At 46.5% G+C, this 25,637-nt stretch carries 24 protein-coding genes; 10 read left to right on the top strand and 14 right to left on the bottom strand.

The genetic code is table 11. The features are described from left to right. The first annotated feature begins 40 nt into the window (after positions 1–40). Positions 41–937: a dTDP-4-dehydrorhamnose reductase gene (gene rfbD / locus QZU58_RS05060; RefSeq protein ID WP_294462100.1), complete on the top strand. Its 897-nt coding sequence runs from the start codon at positions 41–43 to the stop codon at positions 935–937. 212 nt (positions 938–1,149) lie between these two features. Here the strand turns inward: rfbD and QZU58_RS05055 are convergent, their stop codons facing one another. The 7 genes from QZU58_RS05055 to QZU58_RS05025 all read right to left on the bottom strand — a co-directional run bounded on the left by QZU58_RS05055 (position 1,150) and on the right by QZU58_RS05025 (position 9,410). Further along, positions 1,150–1,758: an SPFH domain-containing protein gene (locus QZU58_RS05055; RefSeq protein ID WP_294495488.1), complete on the bottom strand. Its 609-nt coding sequence runs from the start codon at positions 1,756–1,758 to the stop codon at positions 1,150–1,152. A gap of 462 nt (positions 1,759–2,220) precedes the next feature. Continuing rightward, entirely contained in the window at positions 2,221–4,326 is a 2,106-nt protein-coding gene (gene ppk1 / locus QZU58_RS05050) for a polyphosphate kinase 1 (RefSeq protein ID WP_294495486.1), read from the bottom strand. An 83-nt stretch (positions 4,327–4,409) separates the two neighbouring features. Next, a complete protein-coding gene (locus QZU58_RS05045) occupies positions 4,410–5,297 on the bottom strand; it encodes an SseB family protein (protein ID WP_294495484.1) in 888 nt (295 codons plus the stop codon). A gap of 208 nt (positions 5,298–5,505) precedes the next feature. Beyond that, a complete protein-coding gene (locus QZU58_RS05040; protein ID WP_294462110.1) occupies positions 5,506–6,315 on the bottom strand; it encodes a hypothetical protein in 810 nt (269 codons plus the stop codon). Positions 6,316–6,358: 43 nt separating this feature from the next. Beyond that, complete coding sequence (bamE, locus tag QZU58_RS05035; RefSeq protein WP_294495483.1) at positions 6,359–6,709, bottom strand: outer membrane protein assembly factor BamE; 351 nt, start codon at positions 6,707–6,709, stop codon at positions 6,359–6,361. A 151-nt stretch (positions 6,710–6,860) separates the two neighbouring features. After that, a complete protein-coding gene (locus QZU58_RS05030; protein ID WP_294495481.1) occupies positions 6,861–7,844 on the bottom strand; it encodes a hypothetical protein in 984 nt (327 codons plus the stop codon). 156 nt (positions 7,845–8,000) lie between these two features. Beyond that, entirely contained in the window at positions 8,001–9,410 is a 1,410-nt protein-coding gene (locus tag QZU58_RS05025) for an MATE family efflux transporter (RefSeq protein WP_294495478.1), read from the bottom strand. Positions 9,411–9,955: 545 nt separating this feature from the next. On the opposite strand from QZU58_RS05025, the gene thrS reads away from it, so the two are divergent. From thrS to QZU58_RS04995, 6 genes are all read left to right on the top strand, one after another. Then, the gene (gene thrS / locus QZU58_RS05020) at positions 9,956–11,884 is read left to right on the top strand and encodes a threonine--tRNA ligase (protein WP_294495476.1); all 1,929 of its coding nucleotides are present in this window, start codon (positions 9,956–9,958) and stop codon (positions 11,882–11,884) included. 4 nt (positions 11,885–11,888) lie between these two features. Continuing rightward, entirely contained in the window at positions 11,889–12,440 is a 552-nt protein-coding gene (infC, locus tag QZU58_RS05015) for a translation initiation factor IF-3 (RefSeq protein ID WP_031579399.1), read from the top strand. An 89-nt stretch (positions 12,441–12,529) separates the two neighbouring features. Continuing rightward, positions 12,530–12,724 (top strand): 50S ribosomal protein L35, encoded by a 195-nt coding sequence (gene rpmI / locus QZU58_RS05010; RefSeq protein WP_031579400.1) that lies wholly within the window; start codon positions 12,530–12,532, stop codon positions 12,722–12,724. Between the two features lie 18 nt (positions 12,725–12,742). Further along, a complete protein-coding gene (gene rplT / locus QZU58_RS05005; RefSeq protein WP_031579401.1) occupies positions 12,743–13,096 on the top strand; it encodes a 50S ribosomal protein L20 in 354 nt (117 codons plus the stop codon). Positions 13,097–13,237: 141 nt separating this feature from the next. Then, on the top strand, positions 13,238–13,675 hold the full coding sequence (gene dtd, locus QZU58_RS05000) for a D-aminoacyl-tRNA deacylase (RefSeq protein ID WP_294495474.1): 438 nt from the start codon (positions 13,238–13,240) through the stop codon (positions 13,673–13,675). Positions 13,676–13,722: 47 nt separating this feature from the next. Continuing rightward, the gene (locus QZU58_RS04995) at positions 13,723–13,896 is read left to right on the top strand and encodes a hypothetical protein (RefSeq protein WP_294495472.1); all 174 of its coding nucleotides are present in this window, start codon (positions 13,723–13,725) and stop codon (positions 13,894–13,896) included. Positions 13,897–13,995: 99 nt separating this feature from the next. Here the strand turns inward: QZU58_RS04995 and QZU58_RS04990 are convergent, their stop codons facing one another. From QZU58_RS04990 to QZU58_RS04965, 6 genes are all read right to left on the bottom strand, one after another. Continuing rightward, positions 13,996–14,973 (bottom strand): alpha-L-glutamate ligase-like protein, encoded by a 978-nt coding sequence (locus tag QZU58_RS04990; RefSeq protein WP_294463140.1) that lies wholly within the window; start codon positions 14,971–14,973, stop codon positions 13,996–13,998. Position 14,974: 1 nt separating this feature from the next. Beyond that, positions 14,975–16,573 carry an inactive transglutaminase family protein gene (locus tag QZU58_RS04985; RefSeq protein ID WP_294495470.1) on the bottom strand — a complete coding sequence of 533 codons (1,599 nt, stop codon included), beginning with the start codon at positions 16,571–16,573 and terminating at the stop codon, positions 14,975–14,977. 154 nt (positions 16,574–16,727) lie between these two features. Next, positions 16,728–17,669, bottom strand: a complete 942-nt coding sequence (locus QZU58_RS04980; RefSeq protein WP_294495469.1) for an ATP-dependent zinc protease — start codon at positions 17,667–17,669, stop codon at positions 16,728–16,730. Between the two features lie 2 nt (positions 17,670–17,671). Further along, positions 17,672–18,664: a tRNA 5-methoxyuridine(34)/uridine 5-oxyacetic acid(34) synthase CmoB gene (gene cmoB, locus QZU58_RS04975; protein WP_294495466.1), complete on the bottom strand. Its 993-nt coding sequence runs from the start codon at positions 18,662–18,664 to the stop codon at positions 17,672–17,674. A 207-nt stretch (positions 18,665–18,871) separates the two neighbouring features. Beyond that, positions 18,872–19,591: a carboxy-S-adenosyl-L-methionine synthase CmoA gene (gene cmoA, locus QZU58_RS04970; protein WP_294495464.1), complete on the bottom strand. Its 720-nt coding sequence runs from the start codon at positions 19,589–19,591 to the stop codon at positions 18,872–18,874. Positions 19,592–19,701: 110 nt separating this feature from the next. Then, positions 19,702–20,253, bottom strand: coding sequence for a DnaT-like ssDNA-binding domain-containing protein (locus QZU58_RS04965; RefSeq protein ID WP_294495462.1), 552 nt, complete (start codon positions 20,251–20,253; stop codon positions 19,702–19,704). Positions 20,254–20,758: 505 nt separating this feature from the next. On the opposite strand from QZU58_RS04965, the gene nifU reads away from it, so the two are divergent. The 3 genes from nifU to tadA all read left to right on the top strand — a co-directional run bounded on the left by nifU (position 20,759) and on the right by tadA (position 23,573). Next, positions 20,759–21,685, top strand: coding sequence for a Fe-S cluster assembly protein NifU (gene nifU, locus QZU58_RS04960; RefSeq protein ID WP_294460445.1), 927 nt, complete (start codon positions 20,759–20,761; stop codon positions 21,683–21,685). 11 nt (positions 21,686–21,696) lie between these two features. Beyond that, entirely contained in the window at positions 21,697–22,920 is a 1,224-nt protein-coding gene (gene nifS / locus QZU58_RS04955; protein WP_294495460.1) for a cysteine desulfurase NifS, read from the top strand. 77 nt (positions 22,921–22,997) lie between these two features. Then, entirely contained in the window at positions 22,998–23,573 is a 576-nt protein-coding gene (gene tadA / locus QZU58_RS04950) for a tRNA adenosine(34) deaminase TadA (RefSeq protein WP_363174817.1), read from the top strand. 241 nt (positions 23,574–23,814) lie between these two features. On the opposite strand, the gene QZU58_RS04945 is transcribed toward tadA, so the two are convergent. Further along, positions 23,815–25,149, bottom strand: a complete 1,335-nt coding sequence (locus QZU58_RS04945) for a cation:dicarboxylase symporter family transporter (RefSeq protein ID WP_294495458.1) — start codon at positions 25,147–25,149, stop codon at positions 23,815–23,817. Positions 25,150–25,637: the final 488 nt, after the last annotated feature.

The raw sequence follows: 25,637 nt of genomic DNA, 5'->3' as shown, positions 1-25,637 counted from the left end.
TCGGAGGGGCGTTTGCCGGAGATAGGACAGGGGGAATATCGTGAATATTTTGGTGATCGGTAAAAATGGCCAGCTGGCCACGGCTCTTGCCGAAAGATGCAGACTTCATCAGATTTCGGCTGAGTTTTTGGGACATGAAAATCTGCCTGTAACCAGTATGGTTGAACTGATGGAGCGTCTGGAAAAATCCTTCCTGGATGCCGAACCTGATGTTGTCATCAATACCGCAGCATATACGAACGTGGAAATGGCTGAGGAAGAAACCCTTTCCAACTATGACATCAATTCCCGTCTGCCGCTGTGTGTCGCTCTTATGTGCGGCAAGAAAAGAAAGCCCCTTATTCATATCTCAACGGATTTTGTATTCGACGGCCGTAAGAACGGAGCCTACAGTGAGGATGACGTCACCAATCCTCTCAACGCCTACGGCAAGGCCAAGCTGGCGGGTGAGGAAGTGGTACTTCAGACCGGAGGCAGGGCGATAGTAATCAGAACATCATGGCTTTTTTCCCGCAGAAGAAAAAATTTCATAACGTCAATAATCAGACGTCTCAGGGAAGGACATGATTTTAAGGTTGTTGACGATGAGGTAGGTGCTCCTACATTTGCCATGGATCTTGCCGAGGTATGTCTGCTCATTGCCGGCAGAATAATTTCCGAGCCCGGATTTAAAGACTGGGGTGTATACAATTACAGCGGTACACCGAATGCCAGCAGATTTGAGGTGGCGGATTTCGTCAGAACCGTGGTTCTCAGTTCTGGACTTCTTTCCGACTGTCCAAATATAGAACCGGTAAAAGCCATGGAGCTGGGCTTCGGCGTGGACAGGCCAAAAAACAGTATTCTGGATAATTCAAAAATTGTGAAGACCTTTAATGTAAGCCGGGGCAGCTGGAAGGATGAGATACGCGACAACATAATGGATTATTTTATGTAAGCTCATTGACGCTTTCACTGCGAAATACCATGGAAGATAGAACCATATCCGTCGGATATGGTTCTGTTTTTTGTTTTTCACGGAATTGTTGGCATAGGCGCTCTTACCATCCGACTAACAGCTATCGCTGCAAAGTAGGAAAGTGGGGCGGTTACTTTATTATATTTTCACTTTCTTGGATTTGGTGAACGTATAAGCATGTGTCCGTATATTTAGCCGGCAGCATCAGATTCTGATTTGGCTTCTGCTTCCTTTGTGCGTGCGATATCAGCTTTAGCTCTTTCAAGAGCTTCCTGACACATTTTACGGGCTGCCTCTATGAAATATCCGGCGTCATCGGTAAGATCGGTACAATTCATACGGGTTGTAGTCAGTCCGATTTTTTTGAGCCTCCGATCTACGTCATTGCGAATCTGTGTCAAAAATTTTTCCTTGTCACTGAAAATCTCTTCAGCGGAAAATGAGGCAATGGTCAGACGTAACTGTTCGTTAATAATTTTGTTTACCTGTTCTTCAATTTCGTTTGTTTTTTTGTCAAAAAGAAAGTTAACGGCTTTTTCTAAATCATCATTGCAGAGCACGACTGAAAATGCTATGGGCATTGTGATGCGTACATTGTTGCGTGCGGGAGCATCCTTCAGCGGAATCGGGAAACATAAAATCGGATAAGGTATGTATGAATAGTCCTGGATAAAAGGAACAACGAATGTTCCTCCTCCGGTGATATATTTTATGATTCTGTTGCGGTCATTCTTTTTGAAAACAACCAGAATCGTATCGTAGGGACATTTGACAAAACACACGGCAGGCAATATAAACATAATGCAGACTATAATAAAAATTATAATAAACGGAAGAATATTCATGATTATTCCTTTTTTTGGGCTTCCTGGAATCGTGTATATTGAAGAAGTGTCAGATAAGTTCCCATACAAAAAGCAGAGATGATTTACGTCTCTTCAAACGTATTATAAACAGATAAAATGCGCCGGCCAACCATTGCTGATGTTTTATTCCGCTTTGATCCTAAAACCTTTAAAATCCGGTTTTTATTTGTAAGTAACCGTCAGACCTCGAACATGAGATGTTTATTGGCAGAAAGAAAAAAGGCTGCAGAGATGCACGGTATATGGCCGGATGCCGTGGAATAATAACAGAATGACCAATATCGTGCCTACACGGAGAAAGAAAGCACTGCCTGAATCACCGCCTTACAAAGGTCGTCTGATAACGGAGTCAAAAAAATGCGGCGCAGACCGCGCCGCAGGGATGACAGATAACAGTTATCTGTTATTGCCTTTCTCACAGCAGTCATCCGGTACTGCTGTTTTTGCCATGGCGTTTTCCTGAGATTCCACATAGTCATAGATGGCTATCTGGGAGCGTACCTTTTTGCGGTTACCGCGAGGAACGTATTTGTTGTCCTGTTCCCTGTTGATGATACGGGCCTTCATGTTATCGCTTAACTGAATGTTCAGGATATTAAGAATATGCTTTTTAAGCTCCGGATCATAGATAGGAGTGCCTACTTCGATTCTGAGATCAAGATTTCTGGTCATCCAGTCTGCAGATGAGATGTAGAGTCTGAAATCGCCGTTGCTGTGGAAATACATGATGCGTGGATGTTCAAGGAATCGGTCTACTATGCTGATGCCCTTGATGTTGTCACTTAAGCCCGGAACGCCAGGAAGCAGTGAACACATGCCTCTGACTATAATGTCAATTCTGACTCCGGCTGCGGAGGCCTCATAAAGCTTTTCAATAAGTGATTTATCCACCAGGTTGTTAACCTTGAGAATGATTCTGGCTTCAAGTCCGGCCTTGACGTTCTTGATTTCGTTGTCTATCAGTTCGTAGATCTTCTTGCGGGCATTGATAGGAGATACCATAAGATGATTGAACTTAGGTCTTGTATAAGGATATTCGATGAAGTCAAATACCTTTTCAACTTCCTCAGTGAGATCCGCATTCTTGGTGAATAGGGCAAAGTCGGTATAAATCTTTGCCGTCTTTTCGTTAAAGTTACCGGTACCGATGTGGGCATAGCGCACAATGGCGTTGTCCTCAATTCTGGAAATCAGACAGAGCTTGGAGTGAATCTTGAGGCTTGGCATGCCGAACAGCACCTTTACGCCGGCTTCGGTAAGACGGCTTGCCCATCTGATGTTGTTTTCCTCGTCAAAGCGAGCCTTGAGCTCAACCACAACGGTTACGTTCTTGCCGTTGTTTGCCGCATCAATGAGTGAATTGATTACGCGGCTGTTGCTTGCCACACGGTAAATGTTTATTTTTATGGATCTTACGGCAGGATCGTAAGAGGCCTGACGCAGAAGCTCCGTAAAGTATCTGAATGAGTGGTATGGGTAGTAGAGCAGAATGTCACCGGCGGCAATGGCACTGAACATGTTTATGGCATTGTCGAACCGGCTGGAGTTCAGCGCAGGAAGTCTGGTGTGCTCCAGATATTCCCTGCCTACGTTCGGGAAGCTGATAAAATCCTTGAAATTGTGGTATCTTCCGCCGTCCATAACGGAATCCATGTCCTTTATGTGCAGCTGTTTGATGAACTGCTCCACCATGGCTTTAGGCATTTCCCTGTCGTATGCAACCCTAACCGGCATGGCTATGAGTCTCTGCTTGAGGCTGTGGGACATGTTTTCCAGAAGTGTTCTGTCCAGCTGTGCGGACAGGTCGTATTCTGCGTCACGGTTCATTTTTACGGTATAGGCGCAGATTTCGTCATAGTCAAAAAGACCGCAGAATATTCTGTTGAGACCGATTCTTATGACGTTGTCGAGAATCATAAGCACCTTGTCCCGTCTGTTGTCGGACGGGATCTGAATGAAGCGTGGCAGAATGTCGGTAGGTATTTCAATGAGAGCGTACTGATCCGGAGCGTTCTTCTTGCTCATTTTTATGAAGAGATAAGGGTACTTGTCCTTAAGAAAGGTTACCAGATCAATGTTCTCGTTGATGATTACCGGACTTATGTGCTTAAGCACGTTGGTTCTGAAATAGTTTTTTACCCATTCCAGCTGAGTTTGGGATATCTGATTCTCATCAAGCAGGTAGATGTTATGAGTGGTCAGTTCCTCCATCAGCTCCTTGTAGGTTCTGTCGAAGACCTTGCCGAGCTGCTTGACCCTTGCGAGAGCCTTTTTGAGAAGAGCACCTGCAGGTGAATTCGGACCGCTTTCCTCCTCAATCATTACCTGTCTTTTGAGTTCGGCTATCTTTACCTTGAAAAATTCATCCTGATTGCTTGAGTATATGCCCAGAAAACGAACTCTTTCGATAATGGGGACGGTTGGATCCTGTGCTTCCTGCAGAACTCTCTCATTAAAGGAAATCCAGCTTAATTCTTTAGCCATTAAAGTATCGTTTTTCATAATTACTCTCTGCCTGCGTGAGTGAATTTTATCAGCATGTGCCAAAAACATAATCCTTCGGGAACCTGATAACGCTGCCTTTATCAGAACAGTCCGAAGATTTTCCTGCGGTAGAAGGGCTTGGCGTCCTTAACGGCTTCGGTTACGAAACGGTTTGATTCGTCATAGCGCAGAAAGTCCAGAGGCATGTCTTTGACGTGCGGGGTACACAGCTTTCCCAAATCCCTGAAAAGGTGGGTAATGTCCTCGTCCCTGTCACTTGAATCAAGAATGATGAGGTAGCTGGAGTTGTTTTCCTTCGGTGCTTCAGGTCTTATCATCTTTCTTAAAAATGCGCGTTCAATGCACTTGTGGTTTCGGACAACCGCTGTAATGATGTCCTTCAGTGTCTTTGAGGACTCGTCCGCTTCCGTGATAACCACCTTTTCACCGGCCTTCAGGGTGTAGTTGCGGTTTCTGGTCTGTTCCTCGGCCTTTTTGATGATGTTTTTCAGCAGCTCGGTTGACAGGGTCATGGCCATACCGAAAGGATTGATTACAATCCCCTTAATACCGGTATCAGTTGCGGTAACTGCCTTTGCCAGGGCAGTAAACGGCTGAATGAACATGCCAGAGCTGGGAATGGTCATTTTGTCTGATTCTTCCTTGGAGGTGAATACCGGACAGTAGGTTTCCCGTTCATCATTTGTGAGAAGCACCAGATTGATTTCGGCACCGCTGTTTATGACGACCTCACCGCTGCCGTCCGCTTTTTCTTCGGTTTTTACGGCTTTCTTTTCATCTGAAATGTTAAACGGTACTACCACTTTGGCATTAATAAGCAGCTGAACAACCCTTTGGGTGTTGATCTGGGTGTTTGATTCACTGAGATTGGTTATTGCCTGTTCCAGCTTACCGTTATTGATTACGGATTCCGGGCTTCCGGCTGCGGCATTGCTGCCGTCATTGTTAAGAGTATTGTTTTCTGACATTTGATTTCGTACCGTTACAGTTAAGGTAGTTGTTATTTATATTTAAGAACTTCCGATGAGGGATGTTCAGCCTCCGGAGGTATGCTAAAACACACAGTTCCTATCATACAATATATTGGAATGCGGGGGATGTGAACATATACAAATATTTGCGGTTGTCCGGCTCTTTGGCATTCAGATTCGGGACGAAAATGCATGTTTCGGGGAATTATTCCGAATTAACGTGCATCTCCACAATTTTTTTGTATCTGGCTATGGCGTCGGGATGCTCCTTCCTGTACTTTACGCCGGAAGTCGTATCCATTATTTCGAGGGCTCTTGTACTGCCGCCCATGGCATAATCTTCAAGCATCTTATAGCCGATGTCCTTTGTTTCGGCGTTTCTGAAGAAGTATCTGGCGACAAATAGTTCAGGAGAAATGTTGTCTTCCTTTGTCAGCACCCTGTTAAGTTCATCCTGCCAGGCGTTGACACTCCTGTAGTCCTTAAGCAGGTAGAAATCGAGGATGATTTTACCGATTTCATCAGGAGTTGACGGAAGTACTTCAACAAGTCTGTCATAGGTTTTCTGGAAGGCCGGATCTGCTGTTGGCGTCATTCTGCCGCGCGGTATCTTTTCTCCTGGTTTGGAAGCGTCCGCAGCTGCTCTTCTTTCCATCATCAGTTTTCTGAAATTCAGACTGCGTACGTAAATGCTGTCCTTAACCAGCGTCATGCACTGCTTGAACTCGTACAGATAACCTGACTGCTGAAGATAGAGATAGTCCGGCGCATCCTCATCAAGGGTTGAGGCAAAGAGATCCGACATTTTGTCGGCACTTTCACGGATTCCCGTTCCGCATTCCTTGGCATAGGCCGTGAATTTGCGGCCAAGTTCGGGGTTCGGTTCAAAAATCCCGTTGTTATCCGCATCGAACGTATTGAGAAGCAACGGGAGTCTGGCAGGATTTCTTTCCGGAATGGTAACGCACCCGCAGAGGAGCAGCGCCATCAGTATGTAACCTGTTTTCATTTTCATGCCTTTCCGTCCGTTATGCTGTTAAACGTGAATGCCGTAGCCGTCAGAGCGGAGTATAGAAATTTCTGCTTTTCTGGAAATCGCCGGAAATTTCCTTAACAACCCTGTCATCGTCAAAAAGAACCACCAGAGTTTTGAATTCGGGATCGCTCCAGCCTTTGCGGACAAAGTTTATGTAATACCATCTGGTATTGTCCAGGGGATCCAGAAGCATCGGTGTGCCCAGTACGAATTTCACCTGTTCCTGAGTCATTCCCACACGCAGCTTGTCAACATCCTTCTGTTCTGTAAAATTGCCCTGATATACATCGGGTCTGTAGGCGCATCCGTCCGCACAGAGTGTCATGACGGTGAGGCCAATGACTGATAAAAATCTTACAGCCGTCTTTTTCATAAAAAAAATAAATCCTTCTGGTCTGTCTGATATCCGGTCAGCACAATATGTTTCATATTCTAGCACACAAAAAAGCTGTTTGCTGAGATGTGCGGTCATTATTAGGTGATTGGACATTTCTGCTGACCGGAAAGTTTCCGGGAGGCATCATTTAATGACAGCCTCTGATGTCAGCAATCTCCTTCCCGGATTTTACTGCGGCCTCGGCCGCACTCTCTTCAATGTCCGGCATGTTGAGATAACTTTTTACTAGTGCGTCAGTCGTAAGTCCGCGGCATTCGGCTGCGGCACGCGCATAGGCCAGTCCTCGCAGTCTGGTTTCTCCGTCAGCTGATGAAGCATATTCCTCCGCAAGCGCTTTATAGGCTTCCTTCATGCCCCTGTCAGCGGCCTTTTCCAGCAGCGAGATCGGATAATCGTGATTTTTGGAGTATTCACCGGTAAGAAAATCAAAGAACGAGAGTTGGTGTCCGGACTTATTCTCCGGAGTGACGTTCATTCCGGAATCAGCCGGTTTTTCTGCGTGAAGAAGCCACATGGCACCGTAGACCATGGCATGCGGATTTCCGTTAAGAAGAAGTTTCTTTAATTCTGCGTTGCCTGAATCGTGGTCATGGAGGCCCAGTTTCTTAAAGTCATCGTGCATACTGATTTCCGCCCGTCTGAACAGTGCCTTTTCGCTGCCGCAGGCTGCGGCACGGTCAAGATATGCAATAGCCTGTCTGCCGGTGGATTCGTTTTTGTTTTCCTGCTGCAGATAGGCGTTGAGTATGATGTCGGCCAGATCGGCATCGGCATCGGCAAGGTGAGCCGCAGAGGCCTTTTTCAGCATGCTTATGTGTCTGCCGATGTTAGGGGCCATGTGTTTTCCTTCGATGTAAATGCGGGACAGCAGATAGAGTATTCGCGGATCGTCAGAGACCTGCGCCGCATTCGTGCATATGGTCAGAGTGTCGGGAACTCCGTGCATATAGGCGTCACTGCATGCCGCATACTCCTTTACCGCCTTTTCCGTAAGGGATTCGGGCGAGAAGCAAACCACGGATTCCCCGGATGCCGCCATGCCTGATACCGGCAGCAGGACGAGGATAATCCCCGAAAGAGACTTTCTCAGTAAATTATGAATAGTGCTCATGTTTCATTCGTGTCATCGTGCATAAAAAAACGGTGTGCCGCATCTAATGCGGAACACCGTTATATTATACGGAAGCGGAGATCCATTGGGATGGTTCCTGCCGACGTTTGCGCCCTGATTCAAAGTTTTTGCCGCATGAGGCGCCCGCTGAGGACATCAGTATCTGTAAATTCTGAATTTATGATGTCTGAATAGATAAATGCTTCGGACTGCAAATGCAAGGGTAAGACTCCAGTAGCAGAATACTATGACGCCCCACAGACCGTAGAGTCCGTACTTTCTGCCGAAGAAATCGGTAAAGCCCACCAGATATCCGAGCGGGGCACTGGCACACCACAGAATGGCGAAATTTATCAGCATCAGGTTTTTTGTGTCCTTAAAACCGCGAAGGATTCCGAGTCCCACGCCAAAAATCGAGTCCTGTACCTGGAACGCCAGAACGGCCCAAAAGAGTGGGGCGGCCAGTGCATGGAGATTCGGATCATCGGTAAAGAAGTCAATGATCCTGTGGCGGAATATGAATATGCACAATCCAACAGGAATGATCATTGCGTGTGCAATGACGGCGGAGGCCTTTACGGAGAGTATTGCCTTGCTCTTACTGCCTACGGCCAGGTTGTTGCTTATTCTTATGGCTTCGGCAGTGGATACGGCAACCGGCAGCATGAACACCATTACGCTGACAATGCTTGCTATCTGGTGTGCGGCGGTATAGGAACTGCCGAGATGGGCAGTGGCGTACCCGAAAAAGTAATAGGTAAAGTTTTCAATGAGAAGCGCAATGGAGATTGGAAAGCCGATCTTGAAGATGTGCTTGATGATTGCAAAATCCGCGACTTCCTTTCTTCCCAGAATGTGGAATTCCTTCAGCTTGCCGCTGTATCTGCAGAACAGCAGGATAATGACAAAGGCTGTCCAGGTAATGATGGCGGTGGCCACACCGCATCCGACGGCACCCATTGCCGGTATTCCCAGCTTGCCGTACATGAATATGTAGTTAAGAGGTATGTTCAGAATAACCGAAACAATGCCTATAATCATGGTCGGTACGGCAACCATCACGCCTTCGGCAGTGTTTTTCATGAGGTGATAAAGACTCATTCCGGGAAAAGCCAGGACTATCAGGTTTATATATGACGTGGCCTTGCTGATGATTTCCGGTTCAAGGTCGGTAAGTCCGAGCAGATAACCGGGAAGAACGAGTAGCGCTATCATGGAAATCAGGGTGATAATCATGAGCGGAAACAGCGCATTATGGGCATACTTCGGTATATCCTCAGGCTCGTTCTGACCGAGAAGAGAAGCCACTATCGGGGACAGGCCGAGGCAGATGCCGATGCTGAGCAGTGACAGCGGTATCCAGAAGCTGCATCCGAGTGATATTGCGGCCAGATCCGAAATGCCGAGACTGGATGCCATCACCGTGTCTATGAGTCCTAGCAGTGAAGTGCTGAGCTGTCCGATGAGAATCGGTATCACCAGACGGAGCTGCTGGAATATTTCATTTTTCAGAACGCCCTTGTACGAGCTGCTGTAGGTCGATCCCTGGTTCTTCTGTGAATTCATGTCGTTATCTTTTAATGGGTTTTGTGTTTCTTTATCATTCGCACGCATGTTCCGGCCCGTCCCGGTGGGATATGAATATCAGATACGGTCTGCGTGACTAGCTTTTGTTATGAGTTTTTTATTAGACGGGGCGTGCATTATATCTCAATATATCAGAATTCGCTTGTGCAAAAAACAAACCGTTTTTAAATATCTGCAGTGCGGAACATAATACGCGGTTTGCCTCATCGGTAAAAAGGAATGCGGTTACGATCCCGGACAGCAGTACGGCGAATCGGAATCATGGCATGGTTTCCGCCATCCCGCACGTTAAAACTCTTGCAAAATTCATCTCATGTCATTATATTGTACGGGTCTGTTTTTTCGGGAGAATTTTGTACACCCGGAGCAGACAGGACTTTTTACGGAAATACCCGAAAAACCGCCTACAGTGTTCTGATACGGTATGTCAGCCTGCGTTTTCAAGGGTATCTTTTTTAAAGATGTTTTATTTGTTTTAGAGTACATGATACTTGGTTTGTATCAGTACGTATGAGGTTAGGATAATGCCTGCTATTACTCTTCCTGACGGAAGTATTAAAAATTTTGAAAACCCTGTTTCAGTTTATGACGTTGCTCAGAGTATTGGCCCTGGTTTAGCCAAAGTCTGTGTTGCCGGTAAGGTGAACGGGGAACTCGTTGATGCCTGTGAACTTATTACCGAAGATGCTTCATTAAGCATCATTACTCCTAAGGATCAGGAAGGTCTTGAGATCATCAGACACTCATGTGCGCATCTTCTCGGTCACGCCATCAAGCAGCTGTGGCCTGAAACCAAGATGGCAATCGGTCCTGTAATTGACAACGGCTTCTATTACGACGTTGATCTGGACCATACCCTTTCAGAAGAAGATCTTGCCAAGCTTGACGAAAGAATGCATGAACTTGCCAAGACCGAATATGACGTTGTCAAGGAAAGAGTAACATGGGACAGGGCTCACGAGGTATTCGGTGAAAGAAACGAACCTTACAAGCAGCTTATCCTTGAAGAGAACATCTCTCATGATGACCATCCTGCACTTTATCATCATCTTGAATACATCGATATGTGCCGCGGTCCTCATGTTCCGAACATGCGTTTCTGCAAGTTCTTCAAGATTACAAAGTCTGCCGGTGCTTACTGGCGCGGCGACGCAAAGAACAAGATGCTTCAGAGAATCTACGGTACCGCATGGGCTGACAAGAAGGCTCTCGATGCATACCTGAAGAGACTTGAGGAAGCAGCAAAGCGTGACCATCGCAAGATTGGTCCTCAGCTTGACCTTTATCATATGCAGCAGGAAGCTCCTGGCATGATTTTCTGGCACAACGACGGCTGGACCGTATACCGCATCCTGGAAAACTTCATGCGTGAAAAGCTTCATAAGTACAAGTACATCGAAGTTAAGACTCCGTTCATGATGGATCGTGTTCTCTGGGAACGTTCAGGTCACTGGGCTAAGTACTCTGAAGCAATGTTCACCACCAGTTCTGAAAACAGGGATTACGCAGTTAAGCCTATGAACTGTCCTGCTCACATTCAGATTTTTAACCAGCGTCTGCACTCATACCGCGATCTTCCTGTAAGAATGGCTGAATTCGGTCAGTGTCACCGTAACGAACCTTCAGGTTCACTTCACGGCTTGATGCGCGTAAGAGGCTTTACTCAGGACGACGCTCATATCTTCTGTACCGAAGAACAGGTAATGTCAGAAGTAAGCAGATGTATTCAGTTCGTATATGACGTATACGGCTCATTCGGCTTTAACAACATCGATGTTAAGCTTTCAACCAGACCTGAAAAGCGTATCGGTGACGACGCATTATGGGATAAGGCGGAACACGACCTCGCTCATGCACTTGACGAAAACGGCATCGCTTTCGAATATCAGCCTGGCGAAGGTGCGTTCTACGGTCCTAAGATTGAATTCACCCTTCACGACTGTCTTGGCCGTGATTGGCAGTGCGGTACCGTACAGCTTGACTTCTTCCTCCCGCAGAGACTGGAAGCAACCTACATCGGTGAAGACAACGAAAAGCACAACCCAATCATGATTCACAGAGCCATCCTCGGTTCAATGGAACGTTTCATCGGTATCCTTACCGAAGAATACGCCGGTGCCTTCCCAACCTGGCTTGCTCCGGTTCAGGCCGTAGTAATGGGTATTACCGATGCTCAGGCAGATTACGTAACCAAGGTTACCGACATGCTCGATGAGGCCGGAATCCGTGTTAAGTCAGACCTCAGAAATGAAAAGGTCGGCTTCAAGGTCAGAGAACACACTCTGATGAAGGTTCCGTACATGCTCGTATGCGGCGCCAAGGAAGTTGAAAACGGCACCGTATCAGTAAGAACCAGAAAGGGTGAAGATTTAGGTTGCTATTCAATTTCCGACTTGATTTCTTTAATCAAAAAGGATATTATTAGCCGCGGAATTAGTAACTCAGAGGAGTAATACCATTAATAACGTAAAGAAAACCGGCAAACAGGCCGCTAATAAGACCAGAATAAATGGTGAAATTAGATACCGTGAAGTTCGTTTAATCGGTCTCGATGGAGAAGCTTTAGGTATAATGAGTTCTTCAGAAGCTTTAAACAAGGCTACTGAGGCAGGTGTTGATTTAGTAGAAATCAGTCCGAATGCAGAACCGCCTGTATGTCGTATAATGGACTATGGTAAATTCCTCTACGAAAAGAGTAAGGCTCAGAAAGAGCAGAAGAAAAAGCAAAAGCAGGTGCAGGTAAAGGAAATCAAATTCCGTCCTGCAACTGACGAAGGCGACTATCAGGTAAAACTTCGCAACCTGATACGTTTCCTGGAAGATGGTGACAAGGCTAAGGTAACCATGCGTTACCGCGGTCGTGAAATTGCTCATCAGGACATCGGTCTCGACGTTATGAAGCGTATTGAAAAAGAACTTTGTGTCGACAGAGATCTTGCCGTGGTTGAATCTGCCTCTAAGATGGAAGGTCGCCAGGCTGTCATGGTGTTATCACCTAAAAAAAGGTAGTAATCCGGGGAAGTTAACCAAAGTGCGGTACGAAAGTACAGCCTCCCGTATTATGTGTTTTTAATATTCCAATGTGGAGTTTTTTTATTATGCCAAAAATGAAAACTGATAAGGGTGCTCATAAGCGTTTTAAGAAGACCGCTAACGGCTTCAAGCGTAAGCACTGTAATCTTCGTCATATTCTGACTAAGAAGTCTACCAAGCGTAAGCGTCATTTACGTGCGATGACCATGATTCATAAGTCTGATCTTCGTAACATCGTTAATTTATTACCTTACGCATAACAGAGGAGTAGTTAGGAAATGGCTAGAGTAAAACGCGGTGTTACCGCTCATGCACGTCATAAGAAGGTTTTAAAGGCTGCCAAGGGTTACTACGGTGCACGTTCACGTGTTTACCGTGTTGCAGTTCAGGCTGTAACCAAGGCTGGTCAGTATGCTTATCGTGACCGTCGTCAGAAGAAGCGTCAGTTCCGTCAGTTATGGATTGTACGTATCAACGCTGCTGCTCGCGTAAACGGTTTATCATACAGCAAGTTCGTATGTGGCTTAAAGAAGGCATCTATCGAATTAGATCGTAAGATCCTCGCCAACATCGCTGTTAATGATAAGTCAACCTTTACTGTACTTGTAGAAAAGGCTAAGGCTGCTCTCTAATTCAGTAAATTGACATACTGTTAATATTTTGGTGAAATGTACCACACCTTAGGGTGTGGTATTTTTTTGTCTGATTTTTACCGTAGGAATTCGGTAAGCGCATTTAATGCACGACCGTTTCCGTCAGGTTCGGAGATTTCAATGATTGCTTTACTGCAGCGTGTTAATCACGCAAGAATAAATGTCGACGGCAGGTGCATTGCCTCAATGAATAGCGGAGTGCTGGCATTTATTGCCTACGAACGCGGTGATACACCGCAGAAATCGGCGCGTATGCTTGAGCGTATCTCAAATTACCGCATTTTTAGTGATGAGGCCGGTAAGATGAATCTCAATGTTGGCGATGCCGGTGGCAACATGATGCTGGTACCTCAGTTTACGCTTGCCGCCAACACGGACAGAGGTAATCGTCCGAGCTTCGATACGGCAATGCCTCCTGCGGATGCGGCCGTAATGTTTGCGGAACTTCTTGAAATGGCCAGAGCAAAAAATCCTGACGTGCAGTGCGGCATGTTCGGTGCAGACATGAAGATTCTCCTGGAGAATGACGGGCCGGTTACTTTTTCGCTTCACGTATAGTTCCGTGCGGTGTCAGACCGCAGATGAATATCCGTGGAGTGTCCGGCATGAACATACACGTTCATTTTCCCGCAATAAGGACATCTCATGTCCGACGTTTGGCGGTTGCCATTGGAAACACTGTTACACCTGATACCTTGATTCGCATTTACGGTGAGGTGGATAATGAAATTTTCGAGCGTACGAAAGTTGACGTGTTCAGAAGCAGACTTAATCCGTAAGAGCCTTTAGGCCTTGGATGAATCAAATCATAAAGCTCCATAAGAAAAGGCTGCCTTCCGGGCAGCCCTTTGTTTTATCATCTGTTCACTGGGGGAAGGTTAAATACTGTGAACGCCGAAGTGTTCCTGTGAAATCTTGACTCTTTCTTCAGGTGGCAGATAGCCGTACTTTTCAATGAACGCTTCCACAAAATGAAGTCTCGGAAGAAGTCCCGCACCGTTAGCAGTCTGAATGGCCATGCCGGGACGGGCATTAAGCTCAAGGAGCAGAGGTCCTCTCATCTTATCAAGAACTATGTCAGTACCGATATAGCCGAGGCGTGACATGTCATAGCATCTTGCGGCAAGATTCAGAACGTTTTCCCACTGCGGAACCTGCAGGTTGGAGAGCAGGGCTCCCGTATCCGGGTGCTTTTCAATAGGATTGTTGAACTGCACTGCACGGACAGCCTTGCCTGAACGCAGACATATGCCCACGCCCACGGCTCCCTGATGCAGATTCGCCTTGCCGTCGGAAGCCGCGGTGGAAAGACGCATCATGCTCATTACAGGATATCCCTGGAATACGATTACGCGTACGTCAGGAACGCCTTCATAGCTGTAGTCGGCAAATACGTCATCAAAGTTAATCAGATCCTCAATCAGGGCAAAGTCCTGTTTACCGCCCAGTGAGAACAGCCCGGCAAGAATATTGGATATGTGTCTTTCTATGTCCATGGCGCTTAAGGCCTGACCGTTAGGCTTATAGAAAGAGTTTCCTTCGGTTTTTGTAATAACCAGAATGCCCTTGCCGCCGGAACCATGAGCAGGCTTGATGCAGAAGCCGCTTCTGTCCTTTACGATTTTTGTAAAGTTTTCCACGTCATACTGATGCTTGATGGAACCGATCAGATTGGTTGTTGAAACCTTGTTCTTGAGCGCCAGTTCCTTGGTCAGCAGTTTGTTGTCGACCAGAGGATACAGGGCTCGTTCGTTATAGCGTCCGATATAGTTTACGTTACGCTGGTTCATTCCCATTATCCCCAGTCTTCCCAGGGTGAACGGAGAGCAGTATTTCTTTAAAGGCCATAAATTCATATTATAAATCCTTTTTCAGCTCTTTGATTTCCTGCTTCAGTCTGTCTGCTTCAAGCTTCTGTCCGGTAGGTGAGTTGATCTGTTCTGCAAGCGGTTTGAAACGTTTTAATTCGCTTAAGCGGTAGCCGGTGTAGTTACCCATGAGGAGAACCGCTGCCAGAATTATCAGCTGCAGACCAAGGAAGTTGAAGGTAATGTGCTGAATGATGGTATTGTTCATGGCAAGGTATGCAAGCACGGCCACAAGCAGTGAGCCGGAACCCTGTTTCATTACCTCTCTAGGGCCTTCTTCTTCCCAGAGAATGGACATTCTTTCAATTGTCCATGAAAGAATAATCATCGGGAAGAATGTAATCTTGATGCCGTCTGAAATACCGATCTTATAGGTGAGGAAGCTCAGAATGCCGATAATGCCGATAACCGCAATGATAACCGTCGATATTCGGGCTACCAGCAGCAGGTTAAGGTGAGACAGCCATGAACGGATGATAAGACCGATGCCCACGATTGCCAGGAAGCCGATGAGACCTACGGAAAGGTTGGTCTGGAGGAATGACATGGCAATAAGTACCGGCATGAATGTACCTGAAGTCTTGAGGCCTACGATTATGCGCAGGAACACTACGATGAGAACGCCGATAGGAATGAGAAGTACGCTCTTGAATACGGCTCTTTCCTCAATAGGAAGGGTGTTGACGGAAAGGTCAAAGTATTCCTTACCCTGAGAGTTTGTTACGTTGTGCTTCAGGTCAAAGGCCTTCTGGTCACTGATGAAGTTGCGGACGATGGAGAAGTTTACGCTTGCGTTTTCACCGCCGGTAACGTCAATGGTTGAACTGTTGTTGTTATTCCAGATGAATACGTCCTTGCCGAGACCGATTGTTTCGGAGGTTGGATCAAAGATGTGGTATTCGTTGTTTTCATTGAACACGGCAATGTAGGTTAGAAGCTTCTGGTTTCTTCTTCCGTCTTCAAGCTTGATGGCGGTTACCTGCTGGGCCGGAATATTGGCAAGGTTCAGAATCTTGACGATGAGGTCTGCCTTCTTGTACTTGTTGAGAAGAAGCTTGGCATTCTGATCCTGATTGTTCAGTTCCTGGAAGATTTCATGGGTGAGGCTGAAAGGATCAACGCTTCTTGAGTAGGCTGCGTCCTTTATCTGCACCATGGCGGTATAGTAAGGCTCCGGTTCAAGAATTTCTGAAACCTCAGGCACGGTCATGAGGGTGTTGTTGAAGGCTTCATCGGCAAGAACCTCAACTCTGTAGTACAGGGTCTGATTGCCTGATGCGAGTCTCTTGCTCCATTCAGCTCGCTGCTGACCGTTTACGTCCTTGTATATGAGTCCGTAGTCAGGGCTTGCGGATGTTTCGTTAACGACTTTGTATCCCGGCTGCTGAGTCGGAATGGCAAAGGATACCTTTACAGGCAGGTTTTCCTTATTGGCCTGAAAGGTTATCTTGGCTTCGATGTCCCATGCCACGTTCTTCTTGCCCGGAAGCCACGGCACGGAATAGGTGATGTGCTGATAGCACATCAGACTTATGCCTGTTATCAGAAGTAAGGCTATAACAAGGTAGTACACTCCACGACTTATCATGATATTTTGTCCTGAATATTATATGTTTTTTAATGTTTAGATTAGTTAAAGGAATAAGCTTCAGGTTCCTTTTTCCTGATGATATCAAATGTGCCAATTATAAAAGAAATAATCAGAAGATAAACGGGTTATCTTCTGATTTTGAGGGCTTTATTTACTTGGCGGGTTTTGCTTCATTCCCTGCAGCTACGGCTTTTTCAGAGGCGGCAGGTTTTGCCGGAATTTCCTCTTTTCTGCTTTCCTTTTTCTGCAGATTCTTTTTGGTGTTGTCCTGATAGTTTGTAAAGACGGTATTTGCATCTATTCTCTTCTGAATGTGGTGCCTTGACACGTCAACCACGGCAATGTCCTTGATGAATTCCCTGCCGATGAGTACCGGGTAGGCCATGCTTGTTCTGTTCTTGAGTGAGAACTCAGCCTTGCCGGTATAGTTGTCCACCTTTACTGTAAGTCTGACAACAGGTCTGTCTTCGAGCTGACCGTTGCCTGAGGCCTGTCTGATCTGGGTGTTGCGTACCCATGGAGCCTCAACGACGATGACGTTGTCATCAGTAAGCGGAATGCCGAAACGGTACCAGGTCTTGCCGTCTCTTTCAAACTTTTCAGCATCTACGGCACTTATTGATGAAACAGCGGCGCCGGTATCGATACGGCCTTCGAGTGAGGCATCTGCTTCACCGATGTAAATCCACTCAACTTCGCCGAAGATCATCTTGCCGTCAGATAGTTTGGTGTTGTCTGAATTCATGGACTTTACTTCCCTCTGAGGTTCTGCGGTGGCGTTCATTCTGCTGTTCATGGTGTTCTGCAGTGACTTTATGTTTCTGTTGACCTCGGCGATATCCCTGCGGCTGCTGCCGGCAAGGTCAATCTTTTCGTTAAGCGCCGCCATGTCGGCAGTTCTTGAATTCTGTAATTCCGCAATCTCCGCCCTGATGGAACTGAGTTCAGGGAGAATCAGAGCCTGCTGGGCCTTTAATTCATTGAGTGCGTCCAGCGAAGCACTGTTCTGTGCGGTACCTGCTGTCTGACAGCCTGTTGCTGACAGTAAAATCACGGCAATGGCTGAGCATAATTTCTTTGTATGTCTGAGCATGTCTATCTACCTTTTTTCCTGGCTGTAAATACGGCTCTTGTCGGTGCCTGATAACCTTCGACGGTTCTGGTATGATCATTAGGATCAAGGAAGTCTTCCAGTGATTCCGTAATCATTAATTCTGTGCGTCTCTGTTCCTCGGTTGTTGTCATGCACACATCTATTAATTTTACATCAATATATCCGCATCTATTTAATAAATTTTTCAGTGATGGGATCGAAGGTATATACCAGATGTTCGGCATCTTGGCATAACGGTCCTTAGGAATCAGAACCGTATTTTCGTCTCCTTCGATGACCATCGTTTCAAGAACGAGCTCTCCGCCCGGTACCAGCTGGTTCTGCAGCTGCATCAGGTGATCCACCGCACTTCTGCGATGGTAGAGAACTCCCATTGAAAAAACTGTGTCAAAGGCTTCGAGCGCCGGCAGCTGTTCGATGCCGAGCGGAAGCAGATGAATCTTCTGCCGGATTTCTTCCGGAGCAGTGCGTTTAAACAGTTCGAACTGGGCGGTAAAAAGTGCGCACGGGTCTATGCCCACGACTCTTTCGGCTCCTTCGCCGAGCATGCGCCACATGTGGTATCCGTTACCGCATCCCACGTCCAGAATTTTGCGTCCCTCAAGAGGAGTAATGCCTCCGAGCAGACGGTCCCATTTCATGAAGCTTCGCCATTCCGATTCAACCTTTTCGCCGAAGAGCTCATAAGGTCCCTTGCGCCACGGCATCATCTCCTTAAAGAGATTCTTAAGCATCTGATGCTGTCCTTCGGTGATTGCGTCACCACTGCCAAACGACACGTAAGGCTGTTTGAGATTCAGGGATTCGGCGTGCAGCGGTCTGGTGCGTTCCAGTATTTTTTCATACCTGCGGAATTCCTGTCCTTCTGCCGATTTCAGGAAGTTTTCCAGATCCTGAGGAAGTCTTGTCAGCCATCTGCCGAGACTCGGATCTCCTGCAATTATTTCCAGAAACTTATTGAAGGGACTGAACATGAAAAATCACTCCATGAAAATATCGTTTGTAACACGATGCGTAGTTTAATGTTTTGCACCGTTTTGGTAAACAGATTTTTACGGCCTGAAAATAAAAAATACGGCCGTCACGCACGGGAGTCCGTCGCACCCGAAAATCAGAACTGCAGACCGCAACGTACGGGTGAACGGCAAGGCCTGTTTTCGGGAAAAATCTGCGGCTTATTCTTACTTTATGGCGATAATCGATCCGAAGTTAAAGCATTGGTACCATACGGATGCATGAGAGAATCCGCAGTCCGTCAGTCTGCTGATGTGAGTCGGAATGTCATCGGAAATAAGCACGTTTTCGAGGGATGTCCTCTTCTGGCTTATTTCAAGATCGGAGTAACCGTTTGCCTTCTTGAAATCCAGGTGAAGGTCAAACAGCGTGTCCTGTATGGTTTCGTCGGTGAATCTGAATTTTTCACTGAGAACAAGAATTCCGCCGGGAACCAGGGCATCCGCAATTTTCTTCATCAGGGCATTGCGTTTTTCAGGAGCAATGAACTGCAGTACGAAGTTGAGAACAACCACGGAGGCCGGTTCGAAATCAAAGTCGGTAATGTCACCGGAGATAATGGTGACCTTTCCGTTCCCCTTGTATCCTTTCACAATTTCCCTGGCTCTTGATACCATGGCTTCGGAATTGTCGATGCCGATGACCTCACAGCCTTCGGCCGCATATCTGTTCATTTCTATGCTGCATGCTCCCAGACTGCATCCGAGATCATACAGTTTTGTACCGGGCTTTGAGAATTTTGCCGTATACATGCCTATGGCACTGACAATGTTGGAATATCCCGGCACTGATCTTTTAATCATGTCCGGAAATACGTTGGCTACAGTGTCATCAAAAGAAAAATCACCGATGCGGTCACGCGGTGCCGCAAAAATATTGTCATGCATAGTCAGATAGCTTCCATTGTCTAAAAACCTGCCAATTATAACAGAAATCGGAAGGATGTAACATTCTGACGTTGACGGCGGAATTCAGGCGGAGAAGGTGAAATTAACCGTCAGATTTCGTGTCTTCTTCTCTTCAGAAAGGAGATGAAGGCGAGATTCCAGTGGGCATCATCCTTTACGGCCTTTGTGGTAATCCAGTAGCTGATGAAGTCATTAAGCTCGGACAGGTTATACGAGATATCACTGAGACCGCTGAACACGGCCTGTTCGGAAAACTGCGCGGACGGCTGCCATCCGGCGTGCATGCGGTACAGCCTGAATGAGAGGTCGGATATTCCGCCGTCGAATTTTGCGGGAAGTCTGCAGAGGATACCGTTGTAGTACGGCGTTCCGTCACTGAGAACCGAAGCCGGGGCGTTCTGCGGTTCAACAAGCCCGGATTCGATGAGTTCCAGTATGTAACCGTTGATTTCCGTGGCATTCGGACTGTATGCCGGGCTGCCGTCGGGGTTCAGAATGCTGATGCAGCGGGATGCGGTTACGTAGTCAAGAATGATTTCGCCGTTTTCCGCATAGGTGGAGAGATAGACGGCATATATGGTTCTCGACTGCAGATGCATGTATCCGCTGGTGATCTTTTCCATTTCCCTTGCATTAAGCATTGTCCGCTGTTCCTGTATGTGTCAGGCGGGGATGTTCAGGAAAGAGAAAGCAAAGCGCAGATTTTTTTCTGCGCAGTGATTCACTTTTCGATTCCGCATCATCCTCCGCCCGTGATTATGTAATTCGTGAAGTGAAAATATATCACAAAAGAAAAGTCAGTAAAAAGATCGGATGGTCAAAATGTACATGTTGTTGAGGAAAAAGAGAAACTTACGTGAATGATCTGTCATGGATGCTATTGCGGCAGGAATTCCCATGAAAACACTCTGTTTTTGTAAGAATCACGTGTTTCGGGGACTGCTGCACGTTTTCGAAGCTTTTGACGGAAAAGGTTTTTTAAGTGAAAAAAATTACCTGTGAACCAAAAAAAACAAGATAAAAGTGTGATTAATGATTTATAATTTCAGCGGTAAAGAAAGAACAGATTTAATTTTTCCTCACGGTGCCGAGAGCCTCTCCGGCATGCTGCGGGAAAGTTTTTACAAGATTGAGGACGGATTATCTATGTGGGATTATTCAGAGAAGGTTAAGGATCACTTCTTCCATCCAAGAAATGCCAAGGTCGTCGAGGATGCGAACGCAATCGGTGACGTTGGTTCAATTTCATGCGGCGACGCACTGCGTCTTATGCTGAAAATCAATCCTGAAACCGAAGTGATTGAGGATGCAGGGTTCCAGACCTTTGGATGCGGCAGTGCCATTGCTTCATCTTCTGCTCTTACCGAAATGATAATCGGCAAGACCATTGACGATGCTTTAAAGATTACCAATCAGGACGTGGCTGATTTCCTTGACGGTCTTCCTCCTGAAAAGATGCACTGTTCCGTAATGGGCAGGGAAGCACTTGAAGCGGCCGTCGCACAGTACAAGGGTGAGGAATATGTCCATGATAATGAAGATTCTCCTCTTATCTGCAAATGCTTCGGCATTGATGAGGCCAAGATTGTAAGAGCCATAAAAGAAAATAATCTCAAGACAGTTCAGGACGTGACCAACTATACCAAGGCCGGCGGTGCCTGCGGTTCATGCATTGAGAAGATTGAGGATGTCCTCAACAGAACACTGGCAGAAATGGAAGGTGATGCCTACTACAAGAACCAGTGCGAACATGCTCATTCTCACGATGAAGAGGAAAAGGAAATCGCCGTTCAGACTACTGCGTCTGATGAAAATGTTCCTGAAAATGAAGCGGTTCCTTTCTATCAGGCAGTGGTGGACATTATTGAAAGAATGAAGCCTGCTCTGGCTCAGGACGGCGGCGACGTCGTGCTTAAGAGGGTTACCCCGGATCGCGTCGAGGTTGAACTTTCAGGCGCATGCACCGGCTGTATGATGACCGATATGACACTGTCATGGATTCAGCAGCAGATTATGGAAGCAATCGGTGAATACATCCAGGTTGTGAACGTTGGTACTTCATCTCATCACTAACAGAGGCGTTTATGACAGATACTAAAGTTCAGGGAATTTATTTAGACAATAATGCCACCACCAAAACGGATCCTCTGGTTTACAATGCCATGATTCCGTTTTTCACGGAATACTACGGCAATCCGAGTTCCATGCATGATTTCGGCGAACCGGTACGTCATGCAATAGACAAAGCCAGACATCAGGTTGCCGAATTTCTTGGAGCGGAGCATGATGACGAAATCATTTTTACCTCATGTGCTACCGAATCAGACAATACCGCTCTCTGGAGCGCCCTTAACGCCATGCCGGAACGTCGTGAGGTGATTACCACCGCCGTGGAACATCCTGCTATTCTTGATACCTGCGCCACTCTGGAGAAGAAGGGCTACAAGGTTCATTATCTCGGTGTTGACGGCAGGGGCCGTCTTGATCTTGACGAATACCGCAGACTTTTGTCTGATAAGACCGCCATTGTTTCCGTGATGTGGGCAAACAATGAAACCGGCACCATTTTCCCTGTCGAACAGATGGCGGAAATGGCAAAGGAAGTAGGCGCACAGTTCCATACCGACGGCGTGCAGGCCGCTGGTAAGATTGATATTGATCTCAAGCGTACCAAGATTGACATGCTGAGCTTCAGCGGTCACAAGATTCACGCACCTAAGGGGATCGGTGTTCTTTATCTCCGTCGCGGAACCAGATTCCGTTCATTCATGCACGGCGGTCATCAGGAACGCGGTCGCAGAGCAGGTACCGAAAATGCTCCGTACATTGTCGGGCTGGGTGTGGCTTGCGAACTTGCAAAGATGCATCTGCCTATGATGAACGATACCGTGAAGGAACTGAGGGATCGTCTGCAGTACGGAATTCTTAAGGCTGTTCCTAACTGCTTTGTTACCGGTGACGTGGAGAACAGAACCGCCAATACCGTAAACATAGCTTTTGAATATGTTGAAGGCGAAAGCATTCTGCTCAAGCTTAACGAATACGGCATTGCGGCAACCAGCGGCAGTGCGTGTACCAGCGGTTCACTGGAGCCTTCTCACGTAATGAGGGCTATGAAGATTCCATTCACTTCCGCTCACGGTACAGTAAGATTCAGCTTAAGCCGTTTTACCAGAGAAGCTGAAATTGACAGGGTGATCGAGGTGCTTCCGGGAATCATCAGCGAGCTCCGTTCATATTCTCCTTATTGGCAGCAGAACAAGCCTTCAATGGGTGAATTTGATCCTGATTACAAGGGAACCCTGTAATTAAGATACGTTACTGAATAAGACCGGTGAAGGGATTTCTGTTCCCGCACCGGTTTTTTGTATTAAGGATTGCTCCGATGACTGACAGCAGAGATACCAGAACTAATCTTCCTGATGAAAAGCCGCTTCCTCCGGAATGCGGCATGTCTGATGAATATTTTATGCGTGAGGCCATGAGGGAAGCAGAAAAGGCCGCTGCGTTGGGAGAGGTGCCTGTGGGTGCCGTGATGGTTTCCGGAAACGAGATTATCGCCAGAGGGCATAATCGCATGATAAGCTCTAATGACCCGTCGGCTCATGCAGAGATTATGGCAATACGGGCAGCCGGCTCGGCCATTGGCAACTATCGCATGACCGATACCGTTCTTTATGTTACCCTTGAACCCTGCATCATGTGCTCAGGAGCCATTATCCATGCAAGAATCGGCAGGGTGGTATATGGTGCCAGAGACTATAAGACCGGAGGTGACGTCTCCGTATTCAATATACTGCAGGATTTAAGACACAACCATCATCCTGAGGTTGTCGGAGGTGTGCTTGAGGAGGAGTGCAGTTCCATGATTTCAGCTTTTTTTGCGGGCAGAAGAGCTCAGAAAAAGCAGGAGAAGCTGGAGAAAAGACAGACTGAGGCCGGAGCTTTGACTGAGGACTGATAAATTTCTTACGTCAATGCGTATCCCCGCATCGTGTGAACACGAGTACTTAAGGATTATTCCCAGGTGGCATGACAATAATCGGGGAACTGAATTATTTTCGCCGGTGGTCAGTTACGGTGAGTAAGTGTGTTTCGTTCATGAAAAAAGAAAACCTTTAACGTGCCGTTAAAGGTTTTCTGAAATCATGCCTTTTCATGTGCAGAGGTCACGTTGCTTTGAAGCCTCTGTTTTGGCGGCTTTATTCAGGCTTGTCGGAACCGTTTGCGGTTGCCTGAAGAGCCTTCTTGATGGCGTTTTCGTTCTCTTCACGGATTCTTACACGCTTTGCGTTGATGATGTTGTCAACGAGTTCTGATGAATTGTTCTTGTGACGTTCATCGATGGCAAGGGTAAAGAGAAGATCTGTTGAACTGTTAAGTACGGTTGTGGTGGATGTTCTGATGAATGAAATCATGATGTTGATTTCAATGATGTTGAGAATCATTTCATCAGGCACGTTCAGAATACGGCAGGCAATCGGAATAAGTACTATTGAGCCGTTAGGAACGCCGGCTGTACATACGGAGGCTATAACAGACACAATTCCGAGTTCCAGATACTGCATCATGGTGATGTCGGCTTGCGGGTTGGCGCTGAACAGGGCTATGAGAGCCAGCATATTGATGGTAATGATTGAGCCTGGCTTGTGGATGCTGGCACCGAGAGGTATTGATATGGTGCTGAGCTGCTTGGTTACATTCTTTTCATCGGCAATCTGCTGGTTTACCGGAATGTTGGCGGCGGAGCTGCATGTGAAGAAGGAGTAAAGAATACTCTTTTCCAGAGCAGGGAAGTGCTTGAATGCGTTTCTTCCGGTCATCAGGAATACAATGAGCGGGTTGACGATAAAGAATGTAATAGCTGAAATTGTCAGGAACAGAATGATAATGTCCTTGAAGTTGATGCTGTAGTTACTGGTTGTTTCCACCATGTCATGGAACATCAGACCCATTACACCGATAGGTGCAAGCTCAAGAATGAGCTTGGTGATCTTTGTCATTACTTCTGAAAGGTCGGCTACCAGCTGTTTGGTTGACTGTTCGCACTGGCGGATGAAAATACCGAAAACTGCAGACCAGAGGAGAATTGCCAGATATCTGCCTTCGACAAGGGCTTCAACAGGGTTATAGATTATTTCGTTTACGAAGGTCGTAAGCAGAGACCGGTCAGCAATGTCAGCGGTTTTCGGATCAATATCCTGCATCGGAACGTGAACCCTGTACAGTGTGCAGATTACTATGGATAATGCCGATGCCAACAAGGCACTGGTTAAGAACATCAATAAGAGACGCTTGAGTCCGTAAGTGGTTCCTTTATCGTCGCCGATGTGGGAATGTACTATTGCGTTGGTAAGCAGAATGAATACCAAAATCGGAGCCACGGATTTGAGGGCAGTGACAAAGAGATACCCCAGTTTTTCCATCCACATGAACGGTTCCGGGCACAGCAGTCCCAGCATGCCGCCTATAAAGAGACCTAGAGCCAGTCTTATGATAAGCGGTGTTTTTTTGTACACGGCTATTATAGAATTCATATTCCAATCCTTTAATGTCCGGATGCTCCGGTTATGTTTCCGCATCCGTTTTATTCTGTATGGTTAAGTGATAATCCTACCGGAAATGGGAGAGAGAAAAACATGAAAACAGTTCTGACTCTCCATTATTGTCCTAAAAATGATATCACATGATATTTTTTGAACTGTGTGAGGTATCTTTCAATAAAAGTTACATGATTTAACTTATTTTATCTTTTGTTACACAGTTATCGTTTTTCAGTGTGAGCCGGTTTTCATCCGGTTATGTCGGTAAACTTAATTAACCGGTCCCTGCCGAGAAATTAAGCATGAAACATTCCGGACTTTCAAAATCACTTAATCAGTTTGGGCATGCGTGACAAGGGGATTCTTTTCCGGGAAAAGACAACATGAAACGACCTCCACGAATGAATGCAAAACGTGGATTTACCGTGTAAACTGTAGATGTTAAAAAAACAGAAACGGATTTACCGCATACATTGAATGAA

This window comes from uncultured Ruminobacter sp. (genome assembly GCA_902764345.1).
Lineage (GTDB): Bacteria > Pseudomonadota > Gammaproteobacteria > Enterobacterales > Succinivibrionaceae > Ruminobacter.
Note: the sequence above shows the minus strand (reverse complement) of the source record. Positions and strands in the feature narration are given on the sequence as shown.

Excerpts from the sequence above, each read along its gene's own strand:
- bamE (WP_294495483.1), bottom strand. The coding sequence starts at position 6,709 with ATGAAAAAGACGGCTGTAAGATTTTTATCAGTCATTGGCCTCACCGTC.
- QZU58_RS04965 (WP_294495462.1), bottom strand. The coding sequence starts at position 20,253 with ATGCTTAATGCAAGGGAAATGGAAAAGATCACCAGCGGATACATGCAT.
- rplT (WP_031579401.1), top strand. The coding sequence starts at position 12,743 with ATGGCTAGAGTAAAACGCGGTGTTACCGCTCATGCACGTCATAAGAAG.
- QZU58_RS04990 (WP_294463140.1), bottom strand. The coding sequence starts at position 14,973 with ATGAATTTATGGCCTTTAAAGAAATACTGCTCTCCGTTCACCCTGGGA.
- QZU58_RS04995 (WP_294495472.1), top strand. The coding sequence starts at position 13,723 with ATGAACATACACGTTCATTTTCCCGCAATAAGGACATCTCATGTCCGA.
- dtd (WP_294495474.1), top strand. The coding sequence starts at position 13,238 with ATGATTGCTTTACTGCAGCGTGTTAATCACGCAAGAATAAATGTCGAC.
- QZU58_RS05030 (WP_294495481.1), bottom strand. The coding sequence starts at position 7,844 with ATGAGCACTATTCATAATTTACTGAGAAAGTCTCTTTCGGGGATTATC.
- cmoB (WP_294495466.1), bottom strand. The coding sequence starts at position 18,664 with ATGTTCAGTCCCTTCAATAAGTTTCTGGAAATAATTGCAGGAGATCCG.
- nifS (WP_294495460.1), top strand. The coding sequence starts at position 21,697 with ATGACAGATACTAAAGTTCAGGGAATTTATTTAGACAATAATGCCACC.
- QZU58_RS04985 (WP_294495470.1), bottom strand. The coding sequence starts at position 16,573 with ATGATAAGTCGTGGAGTGTACTACCTTGTTATAGCCTTACTTCTGATA.
- tadA (WP_363174817.1), top strand. The coding sequence starts at position 22,998 with ATGACTGACAGCAGAGATACCAGAACTAATCTTCCTGATGAAAAGCCG.
- QZU58_RS05040 (WP_294462110.1), bottom strand. The coding sequence starts at position 6,315 with ATGAAAATGAAAACAGGTTACATACTGATGGCGCTGCTCCTCTGCGGG.
- QZU58_RS04980 (WP_294495469.1), bottom strand. The coding sequence starts at position 17,669 with ATGCTCAGACATACAAAGAAATTATGCTCAGCCATTGCCGTGATTTTA.
- rpmI (WP_031579400.1), top strand. The coding sequence starts at position 12,530 with ATGCCAAAAATGAAAACTGATAAGGGTGCTCATAAGCGTTTTAAGAAG.
- QZU58_RS04945 (WP_294495458.1), bottom strand. The coding sequence starts at position 25,149 with ATGAATTCTATAATAGCCGTGTACAAAAAAACACCGCTTATCATAAGA.
- QZU58_RS05055 (WP_294495488.1), bottom strand. The coding sequence starts at position 1,758 with ATGTTTATATTGCCTGCCGTGTGTTTTGTCAAATGTCCCTACGATACG.
- nifU (WP_294460445.1), top strand. The coding sequence starts at position 20,759 with ATGTGGGATTATTCAGAGAAGGTTAAGGATCACTTCTTCCATCCAAGA.
- thrS (WP_294495476.1), top strand. The coding sequence starts at position 9,956 with ATGCCTGCTATTACTCTTCCTGACGGAAGTATTAAAAATTTTGAAAAC.
- QZU58_RS05025 (WP_294495478.1), bottom strand. The coding sequence starts at position 9,410 with ATGAATTCACAGAAGAACCAGGGATCGACCTACAGCAGCTCGTACAAG.
- cmoA (WP_294495464.1), bottom strand. The coding sequence starts at position 19,591 with ATGCATGACAATATTTTTGCGGCACCGCGTGACCGCATCGGTGATTTT.
- ppk1 (WP_294495486.1), bottom strand. The coding sequence starts at position 4,326 with ATGAAAAACGATACTTTAATGGCTAAAGAATTAAGCTGGATTTCCTTT.
- QZU58_RS05045 (WP_294495484.1), bottom strand. The coding sequence starts at position 5,297 with ATGTCAGAAAACAATACTCTTAACAATGACGGCAGCAATGCCGCAGCC.